The following is a 23,985-nucleotide window of genomic DNA, read 5'->3' on the forward strand; positions in this document are numbered from 1 at the left end:
CGGTCAGCGCCTTACCTGATTGAAGTTGTTCTAATGCTTTATTAAAGTCGAATTCTTGAGTCATAGGTCATTCCTGTTTTTAACAGTTTACTGAAATGACACAGATTTCTAAACACTACCAAGGCGGGGTATCCCGCCTTTTTATACCTGCCCATAATCTTCTCGCCTACCAAGCCACCGCTGAATCAATTCATCAGCAACTTCAGGTGATTCTTCAATCACCTTTTTCGCCGCCTGGCTTACCTGTGGAAGCAATAGCCGATCGCGCAACACATCCGCAATTTTAAATTGTACTAATCCGGTTTGCCGTGTACCCAGTACTTCGCCCGGACCGCGTAACTCCAAATCTTTTTCAGCAATTTTAAATCCATCATTCGTCGCTCGCATGGTTTCCAGTCGAGCCTGCCCGTTTTGAGAAAGCGGTGCGCGATACAATAGCACGCAGTGGCTTTCTTCGCTGCCGCGACCCACACGACCGCGTAATTGATGTAATTGCGCTAACCCAAGCCGTTCTGGGTTTTCAATCACCATTAAACTGGCGTTAGGCACATCCACCCCTACTTCAATCACCGTTGTGGCCACCAACAGATCGATTTCACCACGTTTAAACGCATCCATAACTTCCTGTTTATCGAACGGCTTCATTCTTCCATGAACAAGACCAACAGAAAGATTCGGTAAGCTCTCAGCCAATTGTCGCGCAGTCTCTTCCGCCGCTTGACACTGTACCTCTTCCGACTCCTCAATAAGAGTACACACCCAGTAAGCTTGAACTCCCCGACTGCTGCACGCATTTTCGACTCGCTGCACGACCTGGTCCCTACGATTATCGGGGATCACCACCGTGGTTACGGGTTTGCGGCCTGGTGGCAGCTCATCAATTATGGAAGTATCAAGATCGGCATAAGCCGTCATTGCCAATGTCCTGGGAATAGGGGTCGCTGTCATGATTAATTGATGAGGGACAATGCCATTCTGCTTCCCTTTATTTTTCAGGGCCATGCGCTGGTGAACCCCAAAACGATGCTGCTCATCGATAATCACCAATGCCAAATTAGCGAACTCGACGCCTTCGGAAAATAAAGCGTGCGTACCAATCACCATTTGTGCGTTGCCAGAAGCAACATCGGCCAAAACTTGTTTTCGTTCACTTGCCTTTAACTTGCTCACCAAATAACCGCAGTGGATATCCAGAGCTTCCAACCACCCGGAAAAATTATTCCAATGCTGTTCCGCTAAAATTTCGGTCGGAGCCATCAATGCCACTTGATATCCCTGCTCTAAGGACTGTAATGCGGCCATGACAGCGACCAGCGTTTTACCAGATCCAACATCTCCCTGAACCAACCGTAACATCGGATGAGGTACTTGCAAATCCGCTTCGATTTCCCCCACCACGCGCTGCTGCGCGTTAGTCAGTTGAAACGGTAGACTTTGTTTCAGTTTTTGCGCCAAGTGTTGAGACGGAGAAATAGCAACCGAATGTTCGCGCATGAGTTTACTTCGTAATTTGAGCATTGATAAATTAAATGCCAGCAACTCTTCAAGCGCTAATCGTTGCTTGGCCGGATGATGACCGCTTTGCACTTGCTCAAGATCAACACCCACCGGTGGTCGGTGCACAAACATCAATGCGTCCGCCAAATCACCAAGGTTAAAATGTGTTTTTATCGAGTCCGGTAACAACTCTTTTAATTGACCGGCTTTAAGCTTAGGTAAAATCTGCTCGGTCAAGCTACGGAGCGTGTGTTGTTTTATACCATCCGTGACCGGGTAAACTGGTGTTAAACGATCATTCAATGACGGTTTTCCATTGGCTGACAGATACTTCAACTCCGGATGGATCATAGTAAAGCCATTACGACCATGATGAACTTCACCGTAACACAGCAGCTTTTGACCTCGATGCAACCGGTCCTTTTGCGCTTTCGAAAAATAGAAAAAGCGCAAATCCAAAAAGCCGCTTCCATCGCTTATACGGCATACCAATGCTCGGCGTTTACCAAAGGTTATTTCACAATGTTCTACGGTACCAATCACCTGTGCCATTTCGGAAGGTCGCAATTGGCCTATCCGCTGCACCCGCGTTCGATCTTCATAACGATGAGGTAAATGAAACAATAAGTCTTGCCAAGTTTCGATACCCAAACGTGCCAGCTTTTCCCGTACCGCCGGCCCCACTCCTTTCAACTCACCTATGTCATAACTCTTAAAATCCATAGTGTTCTATTTTTGAAATCGATTAAATAATACAATGGCTACAAAGCGAAAATTGCTTATAAGAATACCTTTGTTTTACAAGCAAATACCATAAAAAATCGGGTTGAGATTCACTACAATATAATTGATGCTCTTGTACAAAGGGAGTGAGGCATATGTTAGTACGATCTGGTGAGTCCAAAAAAACCTGGTTTCGAGGTGATCGATTTTTTCATACTGAGTCGGGATGGTTTTTTATCACTCGAGAGAACACTCAGGAAGGGCCGTATAAGACCCATAAAGAAGCGGAAAACGAGCTGAATTTATACATTCGTCATGTTAATGGCGACATCTATCAACATTAATTGCGTAGCTACCGGTTTACAACCGTTAACTTCTTCATTATCTTCTCTAGCACACGAGATGTGGCAATCATGCCAAATGTCGCAGTAACCACACTGGCCGCGCCAAAACCACTGGCACAGTCTAGCCGTGTCGAGCCATCAGCAAAGGATTTTGACTGACAAACGGTTCCATCGGGTTTCGGATAGACCAACTGCTCTTCCGAATAAACACACTCAACACTGTACCGACGTTTCGGATTTCGTGAAAAGTTATAAAATCGTCGCAGTTCACCGCGCACCTTAGCAGCAAGCGGATCTTGCTGTGTACGATTCAAGTCGGCAACTTTAATTTGGGTGGGATCCTTTTGTCCCCCCGCACCACCAACAGTAATCACAGGTATTTTGTTTCGCTTGCAAAAAGCTATCAGAGCCACTTTGGGTTTAACACTGTCGATGGCATCCACCACCACATCCATCTGACTATTGATGTGTTTTTCCAGATTGTCTTGGGTTATAAAGTCTTCAACGACATGTATTTTACACTGAGGATTAATTTGGCGGACTCGTTCTGCCATTACCGATACTTTCATTTTGCCTACGGTATCGTCCATAGCGTGGATCTGGCGATTAATATTGGAAGTACAAATATCATCCAAATCGATAAGCGTCATTTCACCAATTGCCGAGCGCGCTAAAGACTCAGCTACCCAGCTTCCCACTCCTCCAATACCAACCACGCACACATGAGATTGAGTAAAGGCATCAACGGCTTCATTGCCGTAGAGTCGCTTTAAACCACCAAAACGAAAGTCGAAATCATTCATTGCTCAAATAAACACACAATTTCAGTTACACTATCGTCAATTATACGCAGTTCAGTAATCCGACTCATTATGAAATTCCCTATCCGACTCGATAAACTAATAAGCCAATCCTCCGACTTATCTCGCAAGGAAGTTAAACGTCTTGCCCATAAAGAAGAAATCACGGTTAACGGCGAAATCGTTAAGTCTACAGATGTTAAAGTCACTGAGCTGGATGAAGTTTATTGTCAGGGAGAAAAAATCGGAGCCATCGGCCTACGATATTTTATGCTAAATAAGCCGGAAGGGTTTGTTAGCGCCACCAAAGATCACGAACACCTTACAGTGTTGGAATTTATCGATGAGCCACGCAAGGATAATTTAAGCGTTGCAGGCCGACTGGATATCGACACGACCGGACTGGTGCTTCTAACCGATGATGGGCAATGGTTACATCAGGTGATCTCACCCAAACACCATTGTGAAAAAGTCTATTTAGTAGAAACCATAAAACCGCTTACCGAAAAAGCGATCAGTAAATTAGAGCAAGGCGTTTGGCTGAACAACGAAAAAACGCGAACCAAGCCGGCAAAGGTAGAAGTCGTCGACGAGTATAATTATCGTTTGACCATTATCGAAGGCCGATATCATCAAGTGAAGCGAATGTTTGCCGCACTCGACAATCACGTGGAAAGCTTGCACCGCGAGCGCATCGGTGGCATTGAGTTGGATAGTGATTTAATGCCCGGCGAATATCGCGCACTGACCGTGCAGGAAGTTCAGTCGATCGTTAAGAATTAATTCATGTTTAAGCACACAATACTTTATCAAGATGAATTGTTGGTAGCGGTAAATAAACCTTCAGGATTACTGGTTCATCGCAGCGAAATCGACAAGCACGAAACACGATTTTTAATTCAAGAGTTACGCGATCAGCTTGGACAAAAAGTGTATCCAATCCACCGATTAGATAAACCGACATCAGGCGTTATTCTCTTTGCCCTTAATGCCGACATCCAAAAACAATTAAGCAGCGATTTCGAACATAACCGTGTGACCAAAACCTATCTCGCTTTAGTGCGCGGGTTTACTAAGGATGAAGGAACCATTGATCATCCTATTAAAGAAAAAGCTGTATTTAAATCGCAAGATAAAGACGCGCTTCCTACTCGTGATGCCATTACCGAATATCAGTTGATTCAGCAATACGAATTGCCAGTGTGTATCGATAAACACCCCAGCAGTCGTTACTCTTTAATCAAAGTGCAACCAAAAACGGGTCGACGCCATCAGATCCGTCGTCATATGAAGCACATCGCCCATCCCATTATCGGTGACACATCGTATGGCAAAACCACGCACAATCAATATTTTCGCGACCATTTAAACTGTCATCGACTTATGCTGCACGCCGAAAGCTTAACGTTTGAACACCCTTTGACCAATCAAGACGTCATCATTGAAGCAACGAAGCGCGAAGGCTTTGATCCAGTACTATTTAAATTGAACGTTTATAAATTGGAATAAACCGAGTTTTAAAGATCAGTTTCAAGCAGAAATTCATCCGTTAAGTCGAGTATATCATGGCAATTCAGAGTTTCCTGAACCAACTTGTTGGTCAAAGTTTGATTAACACCCTGAATACCAATGTAATGATTACCAGCATGTTTTGCCGCACTGTACATGGCAAACTCAATTAACATAAATAAAGACTCAACTTCCAGATCTGGCTCAATCAATGCGTATGGATAAATGCCGTAGCCAATCGAAAAAGTAATACGTTCACCTTTTTCAATAGACTTCACAACACTTTGCATTTTTACATTTAATTGCTTTGCGAAATGTTGTTTAACAACATCGTTCTTTTCGAAACTTAATATCGCCAGTTGATCATCATTCCAACGCGCTACGAGCTCGATGTTTGAAAGCTCTAACTTAATTGAATTGGCTATTTTTGCAATATATTCGCTGTAATCAACTTTTCCTTCTTCTTTTTCGCAAGTTAGCTTAATTAAACTCAGCACAAGCTTTGGTTGCTCTTCGGACGTAAAGTAATTTATCCATTGAATACAGATTGATGCTTGTTCAATAAAAAAGGATTGATTGGGCAAACTGGTTTTTATATCTATACCCGACATACTTTCAATGTGCTTAACTTGTTCGCTTAGCAACTGATTATTTCGAATATAGAGTTCGGTTTTTTCATTTACTTTATTATCAACTTTGCTTTGAAACATTTCATGCTCCGCCAAACGCCGAGCCTGAAAACGAACCAAATAGATCAAGATCATACAAAACAAAGTAGCGTAAATCGTCCAAGCCCACCAACTCGCCCAAGGAGCAGGCTTAACAATGACGCTCAAATTAATAGACTCATCGCTCCACACGCCATCGTTATTACTGCCCTTTACTTTGAGTAGGTATTGCCCAGATGGAAGGTTAGTGAACGTGGCTCGATTGATATTGCCCAGTTCAATCCAATCTTGATCAAAACCTTCCAGTTTGTACCTGTATTGATTTCTTTGTGGGTTAGCGTAATCTAATGCCGCAAACTCAAACGCAACCAGATAATCTTTATGTGAAAGCGTTATTGACTGAAGCTGATGTACATCTTCGTCGGTGACCAGTAACTTATTTTCACTTAAAACACTGGTAAGTATTACGTTCGGAACAGCGGTATTTTTACTCAACAACTCGGGCTTAAATGCACTCACACCATTGAGTCCACCAAAATAAAAAATGCCGTTACTTGCTTTAAGAAGAGCACCTTGATTAAGTTCGTTCGAGTGAATATCTACTGCAAGATTATATTGTTCAATTTCATTATTGTTTAAATTTATTCTATTGACACCCTTTGTTGTACTAACCCAAATGTCACCATTATCATCTTCAAGTACTCCATTAATAGTACTGCTATTCAAACCATTTTCAACAGAGTACGTTTCGAAATACTCTTTTCCCTTTCTTCTATCGTTCACCCCCCAAAAATTCAACCCATTCCCTTGTGTTCCAATCCAAAAGTTTCCTTTCGTATCCATAAACAATGAAAATATAATATTTCCTGATAAGGAACTATCGCCCTTTTCTTCTTTCTTATAAGTAACAATTTCACCTGAGTTTTTATCTAACTTAGAAAGCCCGCCACCATCCGTTCCAAACCATATATAGCCCTCATCGTCTTCAATCACATTAAATACGTTCTCACTTAACATACCACTTTTGTTGCTAGCAAAATTATATTTGGTGAATGTATCATTGGACTCATTATATCGATTCAACCCCGACCGATACGTAGCGACCCACACCTCTCCATCCGAATCCTCAAAAATCTTAGTAACACCGTTGGCGGATAGACCATTAATATCGCTACTCTGCTTGTAATTTTTCTTTAAATTTAGAGCCTCATCATAAACAAGTACACCTTCAGATACTGTTCCTATCCAAAGCGTTTTATTTGAAGTTGAAAGTATTGAAGTAATTCGTCTTGCACTGACTTTTTTTATGTCAATTGGCTCAACCATTCCACTCGTTTTCCTTAACACGTTAAGCCCGCCTCCAAACGTACCAAAATACACATCACCTTTTCCATCTTCTTCTATCGAATAAATAGCATTATTAGATAAACTAAAGGAATCTTCAGGCACATTCCGGTAATGAATAAACTTTGATTCTAATGGGCTCCAAATATTGATACCCGACAATGTTCCAAACCATACCAGTCCACTTGAGTCTTCTAATGCCGTTAACACTCGATTATTGGACAGCGAAGAAACTTGTGAAGATTTATGAACAATATTTGAGAAAACTTCTGTTTCCGAGCTAAATCGACTTATGCCTCCATCGGTAGTAATCCATAAATTATCGGAAGAATCCTCTAATATAGAGTAAACTCTATTATGAGCTAAAGTATCGCTTCTCCCATTGTCACTTTTAAAAGTTTCAAATGTTTTCTTTAGCTCATTAAATCGGTTTAACCCTCCACCTCGAGTTCCGATCCAAATTCGTCCCTTTCGATCTTCATAAATGCATCGAATCCGCTCACTCGTAATACTTCCGGTGGAGCGACTACTGGGTAGAAACTGTTCTGTCGCTGATGAGGAATACAAAAACAAGCCTTTCCTATCAGTTCCAAACCACATCCTTCCTCGGGAGTCTTCATAAATGGCTCTAACATCCGTTGCACTGAGGCTTTTATTTTCAAAAACGTTTATATCAAAAGTGTTTAATTTATTTTCCTTAATTTTTATAGCACCATGCCTTTCCGTACCTGCCCATAATACATTGTTAGCGTCCAAAAAAAGCGTATTAAATCGCACCACTTCCGTTTGATTAACCTTAATAACGACTCTTTCGAAATCGTCATATTTTGGATTATACTTACTGAGTCCTCCACTTGTTGCAACCCAAACGTTTCCATCCACTCCCTTGGTTATTGCCCGAACAACATCATGAGACAAAGTTCTTTCATTACTTGGATCATGGCGGTAAATATATATTTTTTTACCATCATATCGATTCAAACCCTCTTGTGTACCAATCCATATGAATCCATGATCATCTTGATAAATGGACTGTACTGTATTTTGTGAAAGCCCATGTTGAGTGGTGATGTGTTTAAAGCGTGTATTAGAAAAGTCGTCAGCAAAAAGTTTCGATATGATAATTAAATGAATACATAGTAAAGTTAGCTTTGGAACCATACGAGTCTCAATAAGGTAGATACCGTTTTTTCTTTTCTTCTATTTTACTATGCGTAACTTAATCTTGCTCAACCCATATATTAGTATTAATTATGGAGTCACTTTTAACGGTATGGTCATTCCAAATGCTGGCGTCATTCCAAATACCGGAGTCATTCCAAAGTCCTGCATCATTCCAAATACTGGCATCACCCCAGAGTACATTGTCATTCCAAATTCCAGCGTCATTCCAAATGCCTGCATCATTCCAAATACCAGCATCACTCCAAGTGTATCCTGACTCATAATTTGTACTTCGATTCCATACGTCTTCACTATTATCTCTAAAATAAAAGTGATGCTGCTCGTTCATTTTTGTTACGCCTGCATAATGTTCTGTTCCACTGATATCCTTATTAATATCCATTCCTTGATTTGCGCATCCCAACAAAGAACTGTCATACGCAGTTTTAGCATCCACTTGACCTGCACCTTGTTGAAAAGGCGTGTATGCCCACAATCCGTCAATATTGCGAGCGGGACGAGCACTACTGATTAACCTACATTTAACATCATCAGGTTTAAGGCTCGGCTCAGCACTTATTAATAATGCAACAATTCCACTGACTACCGCTGCAGACTGCGATGTACCCGACATAGTAAAATATTTGCCACCATCATAAAATTCAGGGTGTTGCAACGCTAACTGCATTTTACTTTCCATAAGGCCCATCAAATGCCCACCCGGAGCTACGATATCGGGCTTAACAAAGCGTTCAAAAGTGGGTCCGCTCGCAGAAAACTTTGCCAAACGATCATCAGAAAAGTCATCCGGTGTGTAATTATCGGTCACTGCTCCAACCGTTATAAAATAAGGTACATTTCCTGGGATTCCGATGCTTGCAGATTCTCCAATATTACCCGCAGACGTAACAACCGTTATACCGGCACGCCATGCTTTCATTAATGCTTGGTTGACCGGATCGTCCCAATAATAGGATTTGGGTTCGGCACTAAAAGATAAATTCAAAACCCGTATGTTATAAGTATCTTTAAAATAGATCGCCCATTGAATGCCGCGGATGACATCCGCGTACTTACCTTCACCATTTTTATCAAAAGCCTTAACGCTAATTAACCGCGCATTCGGAGCAATACCATAATATCGGCCTCGCGTATCAAACTCACTATTAATCGCCACACTCGCCACATGCGTACCATGACCACTCTCTTCATCATCATTCATTGACGTTTTGTTGGTCATTGCATTATAGGTACCGTATACGCGATGACGACCATAGGCATCGTGACGAATGCCGCTCATCGACTTCACACCGGTATCCAGCACAACAATAGTGACACCATCGCCCAAAATGCCTTGTTGATGAAGCTCATGTGCACGTGTCATTTGTGTGGCTGAAGCGGGGGTAAAATCAAGTCGCTGCCCCCAGGCCAAACCATCGTTTTTTACTTCATAATCCGGGAAGAGCCTCAGTCCTGAAGCCGCTAATTGTTGCGCTTGAAAATGCGTTAACTTTGCAGCAACCGCATTAATTATCGAAAGGTTGTGAGTGATTTCAGCGCCAAATGCTGCGACCTGTACATTCGCTTTTTCACCTTGAATGATATAGTTTTCGCTGGATGACAAGCGCTCTGCCACTTGTTGGCTCATATTACTTGAACCAGCAACAACAAGAATGGCACACAGTGAAAGGACTAAAGATATGAGTGATTTCATTTCTTTATTTACCCCGCTTGGTTGTCGTTACAGTCGATTTATTGTGATGATTTGGCTGGCCCGAGCCGTATTAGGTTATTTTTCAACCATCAATATATCTCATTAAAGGATATATATTCCACTACTGATTCGACTCTTTGATTATTTTTTTAATATTATTGTCATAATTCGATTATTTAATAACATATTTTTGCCAGAAGATCGCGCACAACCCACCGTTTTGTCGTTTTCAGGCCAATTCTCGTCGCAATCCAACTATTCTCTGTACATCCTCAGTGTTATCAATAAGTTTGGGGCAATTGTCTGATTTCTGTATTAGTTCTTATCAAAGTTTGGGTTTATTAGCACAAAACTCGGACACTCTCACAACGACTCAACAATCTTGGACTCCCCCCAACTCGGTCAAGACAAGTGTTAGCACTTGATCTTTTAGCAGGTTTATTACCATGATTGACTATCCCAACAGCCACATATTTAAAGACTCACGCGGAGGGCACCCTTTGAGAGGCAGTAAAGGTCACCTGATTCAATCGCTCGCTTGGCTGATACTAGCGATTGTGGCGTTTCTTTACCTATTACCAACATTCGATACGGAAGTTCGCCAGTTTTTTTCAACCCACATAGCAGATGCCTTATTTCTATCATTATTGATAGTCATGGTTGTTTTCCGTTTACGAAGAGAAAATAGTGGTGTCTCTGCCTTATTCTGGTTTTTAATGGGAGCCAGCTTTCTTTCTTGGTTTATTTTAACTCTGGTGTTTAATTTTGGCTGGCAGAAGTTTCCTCATTCAACTCACAACCTTTTAACCGGCGTCAGCTATTTTCTTTTTTATGCTTTGATGATTGCAGCCATCGAAATTAAAGCTTATCGACGCGCCACCCAAGTTCTCACGCAACACAGCTTATTGATTTGGATTTCAACCCTTTCATTTACGCTTGGTGCATTCGCTTATTTAGTCATACTGCCTTCGTCTTACGGCGTTCCCGAGTCGAACACTTGGCCTTCAAATTTTTTGTTTTACATTTTGATGGATACGTATCTTTTGATCCGATGGTGGTTGCTTGCTTACACCTGTCGATTGGTTCACTGGAAAGGATACTTCTTGTTTGGCTTAGCGTCATTAAACTGGTTAATTGCCGATACTGTCGAAGCGCTAAGCCTTATGAATGTGATTGAAAGAGAAAGTGGAAACTGGACTGACTGGTTGTGGTATACCCCGTACGCATTAACCTTTGCAGGTCTTCAACAACCCCACAGCTCCGCCGAAAATGTCGACTTAAAGCATGGCTTTACGCGAACGCACTTATTTAACAGCCCCATTTTTTTTCTCGCGGTAATTATTCTACTTTACCTAATAAACTCTCGCTTCCCATTAGTAGAGCAAGCTGATTATTCCGCACAAAATGTACTTTTATTCGGGTGGCTTTTCATTACTTTTGCTCTCGCTGTATTACAGTTTAATACTCTGAACCAACAAACCCGTCGCATGCGGCATACACTGAAAGAAGCTCGGTTTACCCAGGACTCTCTGCAACAACATTTACAACAACAAGCCCGTCAGCTGAAAAACCAAATGGATTCCTACAAGTCGATTTTGGAAACCACCAGCAATGCCATTTTCACGGTAGGGCATAATGGAGTCATTCATTCTGCCAATCCCGCAACGCAACGTATGTTGGGTTATTCTCCGGAAGAACTGGTAGGCAAACCCTTTACACAACTCGTAGAACCCGGCGATGAACTGGCATTATTTTTTCAATATCAAAGCTACCAACAGAAATTAAAGCGAAGAGAATCCGGTCTGGAACTCGAAGCGGTTATGAAAAACAGTGACGACCAAAAGGTTCACGTACATGCAACGATTTCACAAGGCCGGATGGATACCAATGCACCACTCGTGATCTCACTCGCCGATATTCGAGAACAAAAACGCGCAACCGAAGAACTGCATCGAATCAAAGATCAATTTACCGCTAATATTTCGCACGAATTTCGAACGCCTTTAACCATCATTAATGGTGTACTCGATAATTTGTTACACACAAGCCGTTCCGAGCAAGAAAAGGCACAGCTCAATACAGCAAAAACCAACGGTTTACGCATGGTTCGAATGGTCGAGCAACTGTTAGAATTATCGCGTTCGGCAAACCGCTCTGTACTGCTTTCTTCTATCGATGCAACACCGGTCATTAATTTCGTAATCCAATCTTTCGAAGAAATTGCCAAACAAAAAAGCATTCACTTTCAATTTCCAAAACTGAACTCAATTTGGGTGATGGGTAATGCTCAGGCTTTGGAAAAAATAGTATTTAACTTGCTATCAAATGCCTTTAAGTACACACCGGAAGAAGGCCACATATCGATTCAAATAGAGCGACAAAGTACCAATTATCAATTAATCGTAAGCGATACCGGTGTCGGTATTTCAGAAACAGAACAAGAGAAAGTATTTCAACGATTCTATCGAGCCAGTAACACTGAACGAAAAGCCATTCACGGTGTTGGTATCGGTCTCGCCTTGGTCAAGGAACTGTGTGAAGCCATGGGTTGGACCATCAGTCTGGAATCCCAACCCGGTAAAGGCTCTCAATTTGTCATTAATATGCGAGCTTCAGAACTGGCACCTCAAGAACAATTTATCCCCCCAGTAGACTACCAACCTACCGATGCATTAACTCGAAATGTCGAGGCCGAACTGGTTGACACCCACGAAACTCAAAAACAAAAGCTTGGGGTTAAATCGAAATATATGGTCTTGGTCATTGAAGATAATGCCGACATGCAAGCTCACTTAAATCAGATATTATCACCGCACCACCAAATACTTACCGCTAGCAATGGTGAAGAAGGTATTCGCTTAGCGCTCGATTACATACCCGACATCATCATCTCCGATGTTATGATGCCCGGATTAAATGGATTTGAGACATTAAAAATTCTACGTCGTAATGAATTAACCTCCCACATACCCGTCATCATGTTAACTGCACGTAGCGATGTCGACAGTAAAATCGAAGGATTGGAAGCCGAAGCCGACGACTACCTCACCAAGCCTTTTGATGCGCGGGAACTGTTACTTCGACTACAAAATCAAATTCAATCACGCGTTAAACTGCAACAAAAACTCACGCAACAATGGCATAAACAACCGTTTCAGAACGCTCAGCCAGGGCCTGTGGAAGACAAGTTCATACAAAAGCTGAACAGTAAGTTTGAAGCTCACTACGCGGAAGCTGACTTATCCATGAGCTTTCTATCCAGCGAATTAGCCATGAGTGAGCGCCAACTTCAGCGAAAAGTAAAAGCCTTGCTTGGCATTAGCCCATTGGAGGCTTTAAGACAATTTCGACTGGAAAAAGCAAAAGTCCTGCTCACAAGCCAGGAACAGGTTGGACTAGTCGCTCAAGCTTGCGGATTTTCGTCGCAAAGCCATTTTGGCCGGTGCTTTAAAGAGTACGTCGGCGTACCACCTCGCGAGTTTCAAAAAGAAGCGCAAAATCCTTAAAATTGGTAATAATACCAAGCCCATGTCGCATACCAACCAGGAATTGTCGTATTTCGACTATCTCAAGCCCGTACATTTATTGAAAGATGAAGCTCAAGCTGCTGCCAAAGAAGCACAGCAACAACAGGGACAACCACAGTGCCAAGACACTGCCAAGGAAGACTTCGACGTAACACAACTCATCTGAACTACGAAATAAATCACTGGGAGAGATACCGAATGGTTTCAAAGATTAAAGCACTTTCTGCAGCTACTCTGGTAGCGCTGTCCACTGGCAGCGTTTTAGCTGAAGACAGCCGCTACATTATTCAAGTCGACAACAGCAAAAAAGGGGTCGTAAAAGCACTCGCAAAAAAACTGGGTGGTGACATTAAAGTTGATGCAAACGGCTTTATTGCCGCGTCATTCGAAGGCAAGACACTGAACGAAGTAAAAGGATTACTGAATAACCCTCATATCAAGTTAATTGAAGAAGATGCTCGTCGAATACCCTTAGCGTTATTCAGTGACGACGTGGGCGACCCATTGGCTCAACAATTAACGCCTTATGCGATTTATCAATCGCAAGCGGATCAACTCAACCTCCAAATGAGCAATGCAAAAACCGTTTGCGTTATCGACTCGGGTATCGCGCGTGAACAGGGAGAAACTGGCGGATATAATGCCGATTTTGACTGGACCACAATCACAGGCACCAGTAATTCGGGCACTGGCGACTGGTTCCGCGATGGTGGCCCACACGGTACTCACGTAGCCGGTACAATTGCCGCAACAGACAATGGCTTTGGTGTTATAGGCATGGCTCCAGGCAACCCCATGCACATTATCAAAGTCTTTAATGCATCGGGTTGGGGTTACTCTTCCGATCTGGCTTACGCCGCTGAGCGCTGTACCGAAGCTGGCGCTAGCATCATCAGTATGAGTTTAGGAGGAGGCGGAGCGAATAGTACCGAAGAAAACGCTTTTCAAACCTTTACAAACAACGGGGGCCTGGTATTAGCGGCCGCCGGCAACGATGGCAATAATGTTCGCTCTTATCCTGCGGGATACAAATCCGTCATGATGATTGGCGCCAATGATGCCAATAACGCTATCGCCGACTTTTCACAGTTCCCTTCCAATACCGTCACCAAAGGACGAGGTAAAAAGAGAACGACGGAAACACACGATGGGTATGGCGTTGAAGTGACGGTTGGCGGTGTGGATACCTTATCCACTTATCCATCAGATGGCGCTGCTTTAGCATCCATGACAGCTGACAATATAGGCTTTGCCGCATCAGCGATGGAAAACAATGGCGAAGCCAATGGAGCAACCTATTTTATGGGTACGGCTGAAGCCACCGATTCCGGTGCCAGCGGTAGAATTTGCGTCATCGATCGCGGCAACATTTCCTTCCACGATAAAGTCGCCAATTGCGAAAACTCCGGTGGGATTGGCGCGATTATTATTAATAATGAACCGGGCATGCTTTACGGTACGCTGGGAGAATCCAACAGCACTTCGATTCCGGCGGTTGGCGCGACTCAAGAAGACCGCGCAGCACTCGTGGCGGCATCATCTGCCAGTGTAAAAGTGAGTGCGAGCGATTACGGCTATATGAGCGGTACTTCCATGGCCACACCGGGTGCATCAGGTATCGCTGCTTTGTTATGGTCCAATCATCCACACTGTACTGGAACTGACATACGAGCGGCAATGAAAGCAACCGCTGAAGACCAAGGTGCAACCGGTCGTGACGATTACTTTGGGTACGGTATCGTCAAAGCCAAAGCCGCACATGATTATTTAACGGCTAATGGTTGTGGAGGTGATAACGGCGGTGGTGATCCAGGTGGAGATGATATTTCACTGAATGCTAACGGCTATAAGCAACGTGGCGTTCAGAAAGTTGATCTTTCCTGGTCGGGTGCAAACAGCAGCAACGTGGATATCTTCCGCGATGATAATTTAATAACAACCACGGCAAACGACGGTGCTTATACCGATAACTTGAATGTTAAAGGTGGAGGCAGCTATATCTACAAAGTATGCGAAGCGGGCACTACAGCGTGTTCCGCGAATGTGTCTGTTGTGTTCTGATGATCAATCACTGTCTAATAACTATAAGATAAGAAAGCAACACGTTAGCGGGTCGTAAGACCCGCTTTTTTATTTGAAGGACAAATAAATTCAGCTTTTTGAATAAGGTAATTGCACTACCGGAAAACTTTATTTAACCTGAAAACCCGGGCCAAATTTTTTTTTAATGACGCTCTAAATCAGGATCAAACTTATGAGTCACTTTATCGTTGAGTTTAAAAATGCCTTACCCGCTGAGTTTTGCGATCATGTGATCCAGAAGTTTGAGCAAGATACTCGAAAAACCCCTGGCAAAACCGGTGGAGGCGTCGACAAAGCAAAAAAAGACAGTCTCGATCTTTACATCACTGAATTAAGCGGCTGGCAGCAAGAGTGCCAAACCATTTCTAACTTAATATTGCAGGGCTTAATTCAATACTCGAAAGCTTATCCCTTTTTATTGACCGGCGCTGTTTCACCTTCGATACAGGATGCGAAAACAGGTCAACCGCGATCCGTTCATTACGAAGAGATTCGTAAAATGAACGAGCCTCAGATTGGTCAACTGATTCAAACGATCTACCGGCTCGATAACGTCAACCTACAAAAATACAAAAAAGGACAAGGCGGCTACCATCATTGGCATTCGGAACATTTTCCGCATCCGACCGATCGCGAACAAAAATCATTGCACCGGGTATTGCTTTGGCTAATTTACCTAAACGATGTAGACCAAGGCGGCGAAACCGAATTCTTTTTTCAACAGTCGAAAATTAAAGCCAGCAAAGGCAGCCTGGTTTTAGCGCCTTGTGACTTTACACACACGCATCGTGGTTGTGTTCCAGAATCTAACGATAAATACGTGTTGGCTTCGTGGGTAATGTATCGACATGCAAATGAATTATATGGAAAGCAGTGATACTAAAATTTACCAACCCAAGTACGTACTCCATTCATAATCATCTCTACGGCAATCGTTCCGGCAACTAATGCCGTTACACGTCCAGCGATTTCTATATAACGATTGATGAGTGCTTCATTTCTGGGAAGCACAAAATCATGTAACCATTTTAAAATCACCATGGTCAGTAAGCAGATAAACACCCCGATTAACACGATTAAAGTAGCAATAATGGGATCGTGTCGTTTACCTATCACGACGCAGGCACTGATTGTTCCAGGCCCAATCAACACGGGCATCGCAACCGCTCCAGAAAGGTGTTGCGACTCACCTTGCAATATTTCGATAGCGGTTGGACCTCGAAACACGAACTGAAGCCCAATCACCAAAAAGACAACACCTCCGAATATTTGAAACGAAGCAAAGTCCGCTTGCAAAAAGCGAGTGAACACCGCATCGCCCAACACGACAAAACAAAAAAACACCAGCGACGCAATCCAACCGGCACGTACGAGCACGTTTCGAAACTGACGATTATCAAGTTTTTGTACCATACCGATTAAATAAACAATCAGTAAAAATGGATTCAACAGAACCAATAGTAGAGTAATAGAACTGAGTATTTCTGACATACGCGGATAAGAATGGGTTTCAATGCCAAATTGTCAGATTAGTACCGGAAGCAGCAAAAGTAAAAAGCACTCCGTTGTAGAGTGCTTAAAAAAGATATGAAAATTAGAATTTCTTAACTTAGCCGATAGCCATCAGTATGAACGGATGTCACCGCACGACCGGACGGATCAGCCATTTGTTGAAACTGCTCATCCCAAGCCAAAGCCGTTTCGGTACTGCAAGCAACAGATTTACCCCCCGGAACGGTTTTAGCCGCCGACTCCGACGGAAAGTGTTGCTCAAACATTTCACGATAAAAATAGGCTTCCTTGGTAAGCGGAGTGTTCACCGGAAACCGAAAATGTGCAGTCGTAATTTGCTCGTCACTAATCTGCTGCTCCGCCAGCTCTTTCAGGCTGTCGATCCAACCGTAGCCCACACCATCAGAAAATTGCTCCTTTTGACGCCAGCAGACCTCTTCTGGCAATAAGTCAGAAAAAGCTTCGCGTAAAATGTGCTTTTCCATTTTACCTTCGGTAATCATTTTGGATTCGGGATTTAGCAACATCGCGGTTTCGATAAAGTCGCGATCAAGAAAAGGCACGCGAGCTTCCACCCCCCAGGCGGCCATTGACTTATTAGCGCGCAAACAATCATACCAGTGCAACTTTTCAACTTTACGAACCGTTTCATCATGAAACTCGCGGGCGTTGGGCGCTTTGTGGAAATACAAATAGCCACCAAACAGTTCATCGCTGCCCTCACCACTCAACACCATTTTGATCCCCATCGCCCGGATCTTGCGAGCCATCAGATACATGGGTGTGGATGCTCGAATGGTGGTCACATCGTAGGTCTCCAGATGATAAATAACATCAGAAAGTGCATCGATGCCTTCTTCAATGGAGTACACAAAGTTATGGTGGATGGAACCGATGTGATCGGCAACCTTTTGCGCAGCCAAAAGATCCGGCGAGCCTTCCAGCCCAATGGCGAAAGTATGTAAACTCGGCCACCAGGCCGAGGTTTGGCCATCTTCTTCAATTCGTTTGTCGGCAAATTGTTTAGCAACCGCAGCAACGATTGACGAATCGAGCCCACCAGAAAGTAAAACACCGTAAGGCACATCCGTCATTAAATGACGCTTTACTGCCGCAGTCAAAGACTCGCGTACACTTTCAACACAAGAAACATTACCTGCAACAGAATCATACGATTCCCACTTGCGTTGGTAGTAACGCTCCGTAGCTTCTAACTTAATGGGTTGCGCCAGTGCTTTTGGTGATTTGCTCGATAAAAAATGACCTGGAGGGAAAGTAATGACTTGCTCACACACCTCCGACAAGGCCTTCATTTCTGACGCCACATAAAAGTTGCCCAATTTGTCATAGCCCATGTACAGAGGAATGATTCCTATCGGATCACGCGCAATCAGGTAACTGCCGTCGGTTTCGTCATATAAGATAAAGGCAAACATGCCGTTTAAATCATCAAGCAGCTTTTTGCCCTTTTCTCGATAAAGAGCCAGAATGATTTCGCAATCGGATTTGGTTTGAAAATCGTATTCACTCGATAACTGTTGTTCTAACGCCTTGTGGTTATAAATTTCTCCGTTCACCGCTAACACTTGCTTACGGTCGGGCGAGTAAAGCGGTTGAGCCCCATTTTCAACATCCACGATCGCAAGTCGTTCATGCACCAGGATGACCGACTCCCCCTGAAACACACCGGACCAGTCAGGGCCACGATGCCGCTGTTGCTTCGATTGCTGAATCGCCTGTTTTCGCAGCGCCAAAATATCGGATTGAATGTCGAGGATCCCTAGAATGGAACACATGATTATCACCTTGGTTAAATTTTCAGTCTCTTTTTTAATCAAGCATTAACCAAACCAAGCTATTTGTGAATACCTTAAAAGATAAATGGCATTTCAGTTAAATATTTTCTATTATTTACCCTGTATATTGAAAAATCGTTAATATCGCTACCGAAATACTATGGAAAATCAGACAATCGACAATCTGGACAAACGCATCATTAATGCTTTGGTGGCCAATGCCCGCACGCCCTATGCCGAGCTGGCAAAGCAATTTAAGGTGAGCCCGGCAACCATTCATGTGCGAATCGAAAAACTAAAAGGGATGGGTATCATTGAGGGTACCCACTTACAAGTTGATGCCAAAAAGCTGGGTTACGACGTTTGCTGTTTTATTGGTATTAACTTGCGTAGCGCAGGTGACTACCCGGAAGTGATTCGACAACTGGAACAAATCGACGAAGTGGTAGAAGCCTACTACACCACTGGCCAGTACAGTATTTTCATTAAAATCATGTGTCGCTCCATTGACGATTTGCAGTGGTTGTTGATTGATAAAATTCAGGCAATCGATAAAGTACAAGCAACCGAAACCTTGATTTCGTTACAAAACCCCATTCAACGCAGTATTCAAGCTTAGGGTCTGTTGACACTCGTTATATGATTTTTGATCAGCACCACCAGCAATGCCTGGAAGACATAATGCGTTTGCGCCGTGATGTGCGTGGAAATTACTTTATTGATACGCCTGTAACGGATGAGGATCTCAATCAACTTTTTTATGCCGCATCCTTGGCACCCTCCGTCGGCTTTTCCCAGCCTTGGGAATTTGTGGTGATAAGAAATCAAAAAGTAAAAAAATCCATTGCTCACAATTTTCAACAGGAAAACAAAAACGCTGCCGTTTTATTTAGTGACGATAGACAAAGGCAATACCAACAATTGAAACTGGAAGGCATTCAAGAAGCCCCCGTGAATTTAGCAGTCTTCTATCACCCAAACAAAGATCCGGTACTCGGTCAAACCTCAATGTCCCAAATGGGCGAATACAGTGTGGTTTGCGCGATTCAAAACATGTGGCTGATGGCTCGCAGTATGAACATTGGCATGGGTTGGGTCAGCATACTTGATCCGGAACAAGTGAGAATTACTTTAAACGCGCCCAAAGCACATAAGCTGATCGCCTATCTTTGTGTGGGTTATGTCAGGGAATTTTTAGATAAGCCCGAGCTGGAAAAATTAAATTGGGAAAAGCGTAAATTAAAGCATCAATTTGTATTTAGTGAGTCTTATTGATCGACTGCGATACTCGTTAAATCATCACTTTGCTTGAGAGATTTTTGGCAATCTGGGATCTCTCCTTTATTTTCAAAGTAACTGGCAATGGTCATGGTAGCTTCTATATTTTCTCCATGTGCATTAAACCGTATTCGTCCACTGATACCGTTATATTCCAAAGAATCGTGTTTTTGATACAATGCGACAATATTTCCAAAGTCTCGATACGATATAGGATATCCGTTACCCGCGACTTTCTGTATGGCGTCAACAAACTTAACGTTTAGTTTGTTTTCAATTTGCATAGCCATGGCGAATAACATCACCCCATCATACACATACGCACTATCATACCCGTTAATATCAATGCCCAGCCTTTCACCAATTTCAGCCTGTAACCGTTGAGTATCTTCATTCACATTGAGTGAGGCATCCGAAAGAAGAAACTGAACACATTGTTGAATATCCCCTAACACCACACCCGGCTCCAATCGTGGTTTTACCGTGTCTCCAGCAATAACGTAAGGAAGTGATCCTTTCCAAGTTTCCCCCATTCGCTTAATAAATTGAAGGATAATGTCTGCCCGAAGTGTCACCACTACAGCACTCGGATTTGCTCGTTGTATGTCAATAATTTCCGGTCGCAAGTCAATTTCGTCAATATTAACCCACGCACTGAGTTGCAACTCACCCGCTAACGTTATTCCCTTTGCTGCTAAGCCTTGTTTGATTCCCGCAGAAAGCTCTTCGCTGTAAAGATCGCGTCCCGTGATCAAATAAACACTTTTGTCTCGATTTAAACGATCCAGCTCCTTTAAAATTTTGTCGCTTTGAAACTGATTGCTCACCACGCTGCGCCAAAAGGATTTGCCACCATATTGTATACCCAGTTTCGTAGCCGATGCGGAGGGAGAAAAAACGGGCACCTTATAAGGCAGTGCAACTTTGCTGAGAACCAATTCAGTGAAGTTTGAATTATTAGGACCAATCAATGCTTTCACTTTATGATGTTCGATAAGCTGCTGCGACAGCCTTACCGATGCCGCTGAATCATTGTCATCGTCGGCTCGCACAATAGCCAGCGGTTGACCTCCGATTCCTCCGCTGCGATTAACCACTTCGGCCGCCAAGTCTGCTGCAGCGATAAGTTCTGCTGAGTACTTAGGGAAAGGCGTTAGGGGTACGACAATCCCAAAATTGTACGAATTAGCTCTAACAGGATTGTCCTTCGACTGAAAAATTTCGAGACCTTGGTATTTATCATCCACTGAAATGTGCATCAACTCTTTTAAAGAAAGAGAAAACAAGTCTTCTTCGGCATAGCCAAAAATATTTATACAACAAAAGCATACGATAGCTATGTGTTTATACAACGAAAACTCCGAAACAAATCTTAGACACACCAGAAAAAATCTCATGGTGAGTATTTAAACAACTGTGATAAGCTGCGTCCACCATAATAGTGGGTTATCGATTGAGAATACAAAATATTTATAAAACATTACATAAAGGACACATAATGAAATATAAAGCGTTTTTGTCTGTCTTTGCATTCGGTGTATCGACAGCTTCCTTAGCCAGCACCGACTGCTCTCAAGTTCAGCAAATTTCAATACCTCAATGTGAAGCGTTGATCGATTTTTGGTCACGAGCATCTGGACCAACCTGGTCAAATGCCAGTACCAATAAATGGAATAAAGACAACCAACCTTGTGGCTGGGAGGGTGTGAGCTGTAACGCGGATCAAGTGACCGGCATCGAAATCGACGATTCAAACTTAGTCATTAATCACGAGTCGATGGCGGCCTTTCCCGCTCTGGAAAAGCTCACTTTAGCCAATGCTTACGTTTACGGTAATGTGCCAAATTTAAACAGTAACCCACAACTGAAACAGCTAAATTTATCCGGAAGCGCCATTGGCGAACGTATGAGTTCCCTTGCCAACTTAGCCCAACTGGAAAGTTTAAACCTTTCGGGCACTCAATTAAGCAAACTCCCCGATCTTTCACAAAACCTAGCGTTAAAAAGTTTAAACCTTTCCAACAATTACCTGAGCAGCCTACTACCCAACCTCAACAACTTCCCGCTACTCGAAAATTTAAACATCGAACAGACGATGATTTGGGGGCCGTTAACCTTTAACGGCAATCCTAATGCCAGCATCCCTTTGCTGGACGGTTCGCAAGTTTGTAAATCATCAAAGGTAGACTATGGCCACTTAGAACAAGCGATTGATCATCTCCCTCGTTGTTCCAGTTTTGGTGGAGCCGATTTTAATGTGAGTGAATTTGGTATCCTGCCTAACGACGGCAAAGAGGATGGTATCGCTTTAAACCAATTACTTGAGCATTTTTCGTATTTAGTCGATGAATACGGCAACCTCAATGTAACATTACAGTTCGACGCAGGTACTTATGAGTTTTCTATCCCATTACTCGTCAACCGACTTCATAATGTCAAATTACTGGGAGTAAACGTCACAGAGTCCATTTATGAAGAAAGCCCGAACGCCTTTACTCAATTTGTCAAATCGTCAACGTTTGTAAATAATGCCGACCTGCAAAAAGGTACCTTGGTTACGGTTAACGGCTCCGAAAACACAACGATTCAACGAATTGTCTTTCGCGGTTTAGAAAGCTCCTTAGAAAAGGAGTTTACTTGGGGCGATCACGGACTGGCGCTGATTAATACGTACAATGCCAATATTTCAAATAACCGTTTCGACAACTTCGGTGATTCCGCAGTTACACTCACAACGGACTTGTCGCAACACACATACCACTTTCCGAGCTCGAGCTCTGCGAATAAAGTGGAGTTGAACTATTTTAACAACATTCACCGCGTAACAACTGCGGGTAACGATTACGGCTCGTATGAACTTAAGTTCAACTACAACACCGTTCGACATTTAAAAAACAGTTTGCAGTTCCATGCCAAAAAACATACCGAAGGTTTAGAAGTCAACCACAACGATATTGAAGGGCCAGGAGCAGAGTCTGACTTTTACGCCAATGGCATTCAAGTGGCTGGTTATTCTAAAGTTGAAATTCGTGGCAACAAAATAAAAAATGGCCCCGTAAATGGTATTGCACTTCGTTCCCTTATTTACAATTTTACGGACGATCGCTACGACTGGGGCAACTATTGGGTTACCGAAAACACGATCGAAAACTATAAACAAGCCATTTTTGTGCACAATGCTTTATTTACAGATGGCTATGAACCCGCGGCACGTGATATTCGTATTGAAAACAATAACATTTTAAGTAGTTGGAACAGTATGCAACAAGCCCATATTCACCTAATCGGTAAGCGCTTCGACTACAGCTACGTAAATGACAATACCATTTTCGGTGGTCAATATGCGGTTTGGCCATCAACCAGTATCGATGGTTTAAGCATAGGTCATAACCCGTTTTATCCGAGCAATGCCTTCGACATTTCACTCTACTACGATCGAATGACAGGACCTAACTTGATCCAAGATCCACAAATCAATAATCTCAGCAATTGGTGGATCCCGCGAGCCAATATTTTAGATTCAACGGATCGAGGTAACAGCTTCCATACTGTTCAACCTTACGCCCCGTTGAAGAATGGTCAACATGACTTTTTCTGGTCAGCCAAACAGTTTGCAGTCGAAGCCGGCAAAACCTATTTGTATTGGGCTTCAATGAAAAGCCAGGGATATAACCCTAAAGGCGCCTTAATGGTACAGTTCCGAAAAGCAGACGGTTCTTTCCATTCTAACGCACCTATTGTTCAACAAAATACAAGTTCAGAAAACCAATGGGAATATGTGGGTATGGAGTTTCAAGTGCCAACAGGTGCTGCATTTGTAAAAGTATCTGGTTTTATGTACGAACAGTCGCCAGACAACATGGCGTCGGTTTGGTTCGATGACTTATCCATTACCGAACTCCGTTAAAGTACTCCGTTACAAGCCACACTGAAAGTGTGGCTTGTTTTCCTACTCGTTAGCAACGTTTTTAGATTTAAACCTTTCTAATAAAGCCACTTTCTTACTTTGACTTACTAATTGATACGG

General features: G+C 43.0%; 17 protein-coding genes. 10 read left to right on the forward strand and 7 right to left on the reverse strand.

Annotated features, from left to right (window positions below; genetic code table 11):
• Positions 1 to 141: 141 nt before the first annotated feature.
• Positions 142 to 2,220 (reverse strand): ATP-dependent DNA helicase RecG, encoded by a 2,079-nt coding sequence (recG, locus tag ACTUJY_RS10000; RefSeq protein WP_463615946.1) that lies wholly within the window; start codon positions 2,218 to 2,220, stop codon positions 142 to 144.
• 155 nt (positions 2,221 to 2,375) lie between these two features.
• Here recG and ACTUJY_RS10005 point away from each other — a divergent pair, with 155 nt between their 5' ends.
• Positions 2,376 to 2,564 (forward strand): DUF6316 family protein, encoded by a 189-nt coding sequence (locus ACTUJY_RS10005; RefSeq protein ID WP_463615947.1) that lies wholly within the window; start codon positions 2,376 to 2,378, stop codon positions 2,562 to 2,564.
• A gap of 8 nt (positions 2,565 to 2,572) precedes the next feature.
• On the opposite strand, the gene tcdA is transcribed toward ACTUJY_RS10005, so the two are convergent.
• Complete coding sequence (gene tcdA, locus ACTUJY_RS10010; protein WP_463615948.1) at positions 2,573 to 3,367, reverse strand: tRNA cyclic N6-threonylcarbamoyladenosine(37) synthase TcdA; 795 nt, start codon at positions 3,365 to 3,367, stop codon at positions 2,573 to 2,575.
• 69 nt (positions 3,368 to 3,436) lie between these two features.
• Between tcdA and rsuA the strand changes: the two genes are divergently transcribed.
• Complete coding sequence (gene rsuA / locus ACTUJY_RS10015; RefSeq protein ID WP_463615949.1) at positions 3,437 to 4,147, forward strand: 16S rRNA pseudouridine(516) synthase RsuA; 711 nt, start codon at positions 3,437 to 3,439, stop codon at positions 4,145 to 4,147.
• A 3-nt stretch (positions 4,148 to 4,150) separates the two neighbouring features.
• Entirely contained in the window at positions 4,151 to 4,873 is a 723-nt protein-coding gene (locus tag ACTUJY_RS10020) for a pseudouridine synthase (protein ID WP_463615950.1), read from the forward strand.
• An 8-nt stretch (positions 4,874 to 4,881) separates the two neighbouring features.
• Here the strand turns inward: ACTUJY_RS10020 and ACTUJY_RS10025 are convergent, their stop codons facing one another.
• Together ACTUJY_RS10025 and ACTUJY_RS10030 are read right to left on the reverse strand one after the other, a co-directional pair.
• Positions 4,882 to 8,046: a ligand-binding sensor domain-containing protein gene (locus tag ACTUJY_RS10025; RefSeq protein ID WP_463615951.1), complete on the reverse strand. Its 3,165-nt coding sequence runs from the start codon at positions 8,044 to 8,046 to the stop codon at positions 4,882 to 4,884.
• Positions 8,047 to 8,104: 58 nt separating this feature from the next.
• On the reverse strand, positions 8,105 to 9,763 hold the full coding sequence (locus tag ACTUJY_RS10030; protein ID WP_463615952.1) for a S8 family peptidase: 1,659 nt from the start codon (positions 9,761 to 9,763) through the stop codon (positions 8,105 to 8,107).
• 446 nt (positions 9,764 to 10,209) lie between these two features.
• Here ACTUJY_RS10030 and ACTUJY_RS10035 point away from each other — a divergent pair, with 446 nt between their 5' ends.
• The 4 genes from ACTUJY_RS10035 to ACTUJY_RS10050 all read left to right on the forward strand — a co-directional run bounded on the left by ACTUJY_RS10035 (position 10,210) and on the right by ACTUJY_RS10050 (position 16,249).
• Positions 10,210 to 13,269, forward strand: a complete 3,060-nt coding sequence (locus tag ACTUJY_RS10035; protein ID WP_463615953.1) for an ATP-binding protein — start codon at positions 10,210 to 10,212, stop codon at positions 13,267 to 13,269.
• A gap of 22 nt (positions 13,270 to 13,291) precedes the next feature.
• On the forward strand, positions 13,292 to 13,456 hold the full coding sequence (locus tag ACTUJY_RS10040; protein WP_463615954.1) for a hypothetical protein: 165 nt from the start codon (positions 13,292 to 13,294) through the stop codon (positions 13,454 to 13,456).
• Positions 13,457 to 13,488: 32 nt separating this feature from the next.
• Positions 13,489 to 15,351, forward strand: coding sequence for a S8 family serine peptidase (locus tag ACTUJY_RS10045; protein ID WP_463615955.1), 1,863 nt, complete (start codon positions 13,489 to 13,491; stop codon positions 15,349 to 15,351).
• A gap of 193 nt (positions 15,352 to 15,544) precedes the next feature.
• A complete protein-coding gene (locus ACTUJY_RS10050; RefSeq protein WP_463615956.1) occupies positions 15,545 to 16,249 on the forward strand; it encodes a 2OG-Fe(II) oxygenase in 705 nt (234 codons plus the stop codon).
• 2 nt (positions 16,250 to 16,251) lie between these two features.
• On the opposite strand, the gene ACTUJY_RS10055 is transcribed toward ACTUJY_RS10050, so the two are convergent.
• Together ACTUJY_RS10055 and asnB are read right to left on the reverse strand one after the other, a co-directional pair.
• On the reverse strand, positions 16,252 to 16,863 hold the full coding sequence (locus ACTUJY_RS10055; RefSeq protein ID WP_463615957.1) for a MarC family protein: 612 nt from the start codon (positions 16,861 to 16,863) through the stop codon (positions 16,252 to 16,254).
• Positions 16,864 to 16,976: 113 nt separating this feature from the next.
• On the reverse strand, positions 16,977 to 18,680 hold the full coding sequence (asnB, locus tag ACTUJY_RS10060; RefSeq protein WP_463615958.1) for an asparagine synthase B: 1,704 nt from the start codon (positions 18,678 to 18,680) through the stop codon (positions 16,977 to 16,979).
• A 160-nt stretch (positions 18,681 to 18,840) separates the two neighbouring features.
• Here asnB and asnC point away from each other — a divergent pair, with 160 nt between their 5' ends.
• Both asnC and bluB read left to right on the forward strand, forming a co-directional pair.
• Positions 18,841 to 19,299, forward strand: a complete 459-nt coding sequence (gene asnC, locus ACTUJY_RS10065; RefSeq protein WP_463615959.1) for a transcriptional regulator AsnC — start codon at positions 18,841 to 18,843, stop codon at positions 19,297 to 19,299.
• 20 nt (positions 19,300 to 19,319) lie between these two features.
• A complete protein-coding gene (gene bluB / locus ACTUJY_RS10070) occupies positions 19,320 to 19,955 on the forward strand; it encodes a 5,6-dimethylbenzimidazole synthase (RefSeq protein ID WP_463615960.1) in 636 nt (211 codons plus the stop codon).
• Here bluB and ACTUJY_RS10075 read toward each other — a convergent pair.
• Entirely contained in the window at positions 19,949 to 21,310 is a 1,362-nt protein-coding gene (locus ACTUJY_RS10075) for an ABC transporter substrate-binding protein (RefSeq protein ID WP_463615961.1), read from the reverse strand. The two genes, bluB and ACTUJY_RS10075, sit on opposite strands and share 7 nt — an antisense overlap.
• A gap of 146 nt (positions 21,311 to 21,456) precedes the next feature.
• Between ACTUJY_RS10075 and ACTUJY_RS10080 the strand changes: the two genes are divergently transcribed.
• Positions 21,457 to 23,865 carry a hypothetical protein gene (locus ACTUJY_RS10080; RefSeq protein WP_463615962.1) on the forward strand — a complete coding sequence of 803 codons (2,409 nt, stop codon included), beginning with the start codon at positions 21,457 to 21,459 and terminating at the stop codon, positions 23,863 to 23,865.
• Positions 23,866 to 23,985 lie beyond the last annotated feature (120 nt).

This window comes from Pleionea sp. WD8-19 (assembly GCF_055326765.1).

Bases quoted from the DNA above. Each gene is read 5' to 3' on its own strand.
- bluB (WP_463615960.1), top strand. From the start codon at position 19,320: ATGATTTTTGATCAGCACCACCAGCAATGCCTGGAAGACATAATGCGT.
- ACTUJY_RS10035 (WP_463615953.1), top strand. From the start codon at position 10,210: ATGATTGACTATCCCAACAGCCACATATTTAAAGACTCACGCGGAGGG.
- ACTUJY_RS10055 (WP_463615957.1), bottom strand. From the start codon at position 16,863: ATGTCAGAAATACTCAGTTCTATTACTCTACTATTGGTTCTGTTGAAT.
- asnB (WP_463615958.1), bottom strand. From the start codon at position 18,680: ATGTGTTCCATTCTAGGGATCCTCGACATTCAATCCGATATTTTGGCG.
- ACTUJY_RS10030 (WP_463615952.1), bottom strand. From the start codon at position 9,763: ATGAAATCACTCATATCTTTAGTCCTTTCACTGTGTGCCATTCTTGTT.
- ACTUJY_RS10020 (WP_463615950.1), top strand. From the start codon at position 4,151: ATGTTTAAGCACACAATACTTTATCAAGATGAATTGTTGGTAGCGGTA.
- tcdA (WP_463615948.1), bottom strand. From the start codon at position 3,367: ATGAATGATTTCGACTTTCGTTTTGGTGGTTTAAAGCGACTCTACGGC.
- ACTUJY_RS10040 (WP_463615954.1), top strand. From the start codon at position 13,292: ATGTCGCATACCAACCAGGAATTGTCGTATTTCGACTATCTCAAGCCC.
- rsuA (WP_463615949.1), top strand. From the start codon at position 3,437: ATGAAATTCCCTATCCGACTCGATAAACTAATAAGCCAATCCTCCGAC.
- recG (WP_463615946.1), bottom strand. From the start codon at position 2,220: ATGGATTTTAAGAGTTATGACATAGGTGAGTTGAAAGGAGTGGGGCCG.
- ACTUJY_RS10050 (WP_463615956.1), top strand. From the start codon at position 15,545: ATGAGTCACTTTATCGTTGAGTTTAAAAATGCCTTACCCGCTGAGTTT.
- ACTUJY_RS10080 (WP_463615962.1), top strand. From the start codon at position 21,457: ATGAAATATAAAGCGTTTTTGTCTGTCTTTGCATTCGGTGTATCGACA.
- asnC (WP_463615959.1), top strand. From the start codon at position 18,841: ATGGAAAATCAGACAATCGACAATCTGGACAAACGCATCATTAATGCT.
- ACTUJY_RS10025 (WP_463615951.1), bottom strand. From the start codon at position 8,046: ATGGTTCCAAAGCTAACTTTACTATGTATTCATTTAATTATCATATCG.
- ACTUJY_RS10045 (WP_463615955.1), top strand. From the start codon at position 13,489: ATGGTTTCAAAGATTAAAGCACTTTCTGCAGCTACTCTGGTAGCGCTG.
- ACTUJY_RS10005 (WP_463615947.1), top strand. From the start codon at position 2,376: ATGTTAGTACGATCTGGTGAGTCCAAAAAAACCTGGTTTCGAGGTGAT.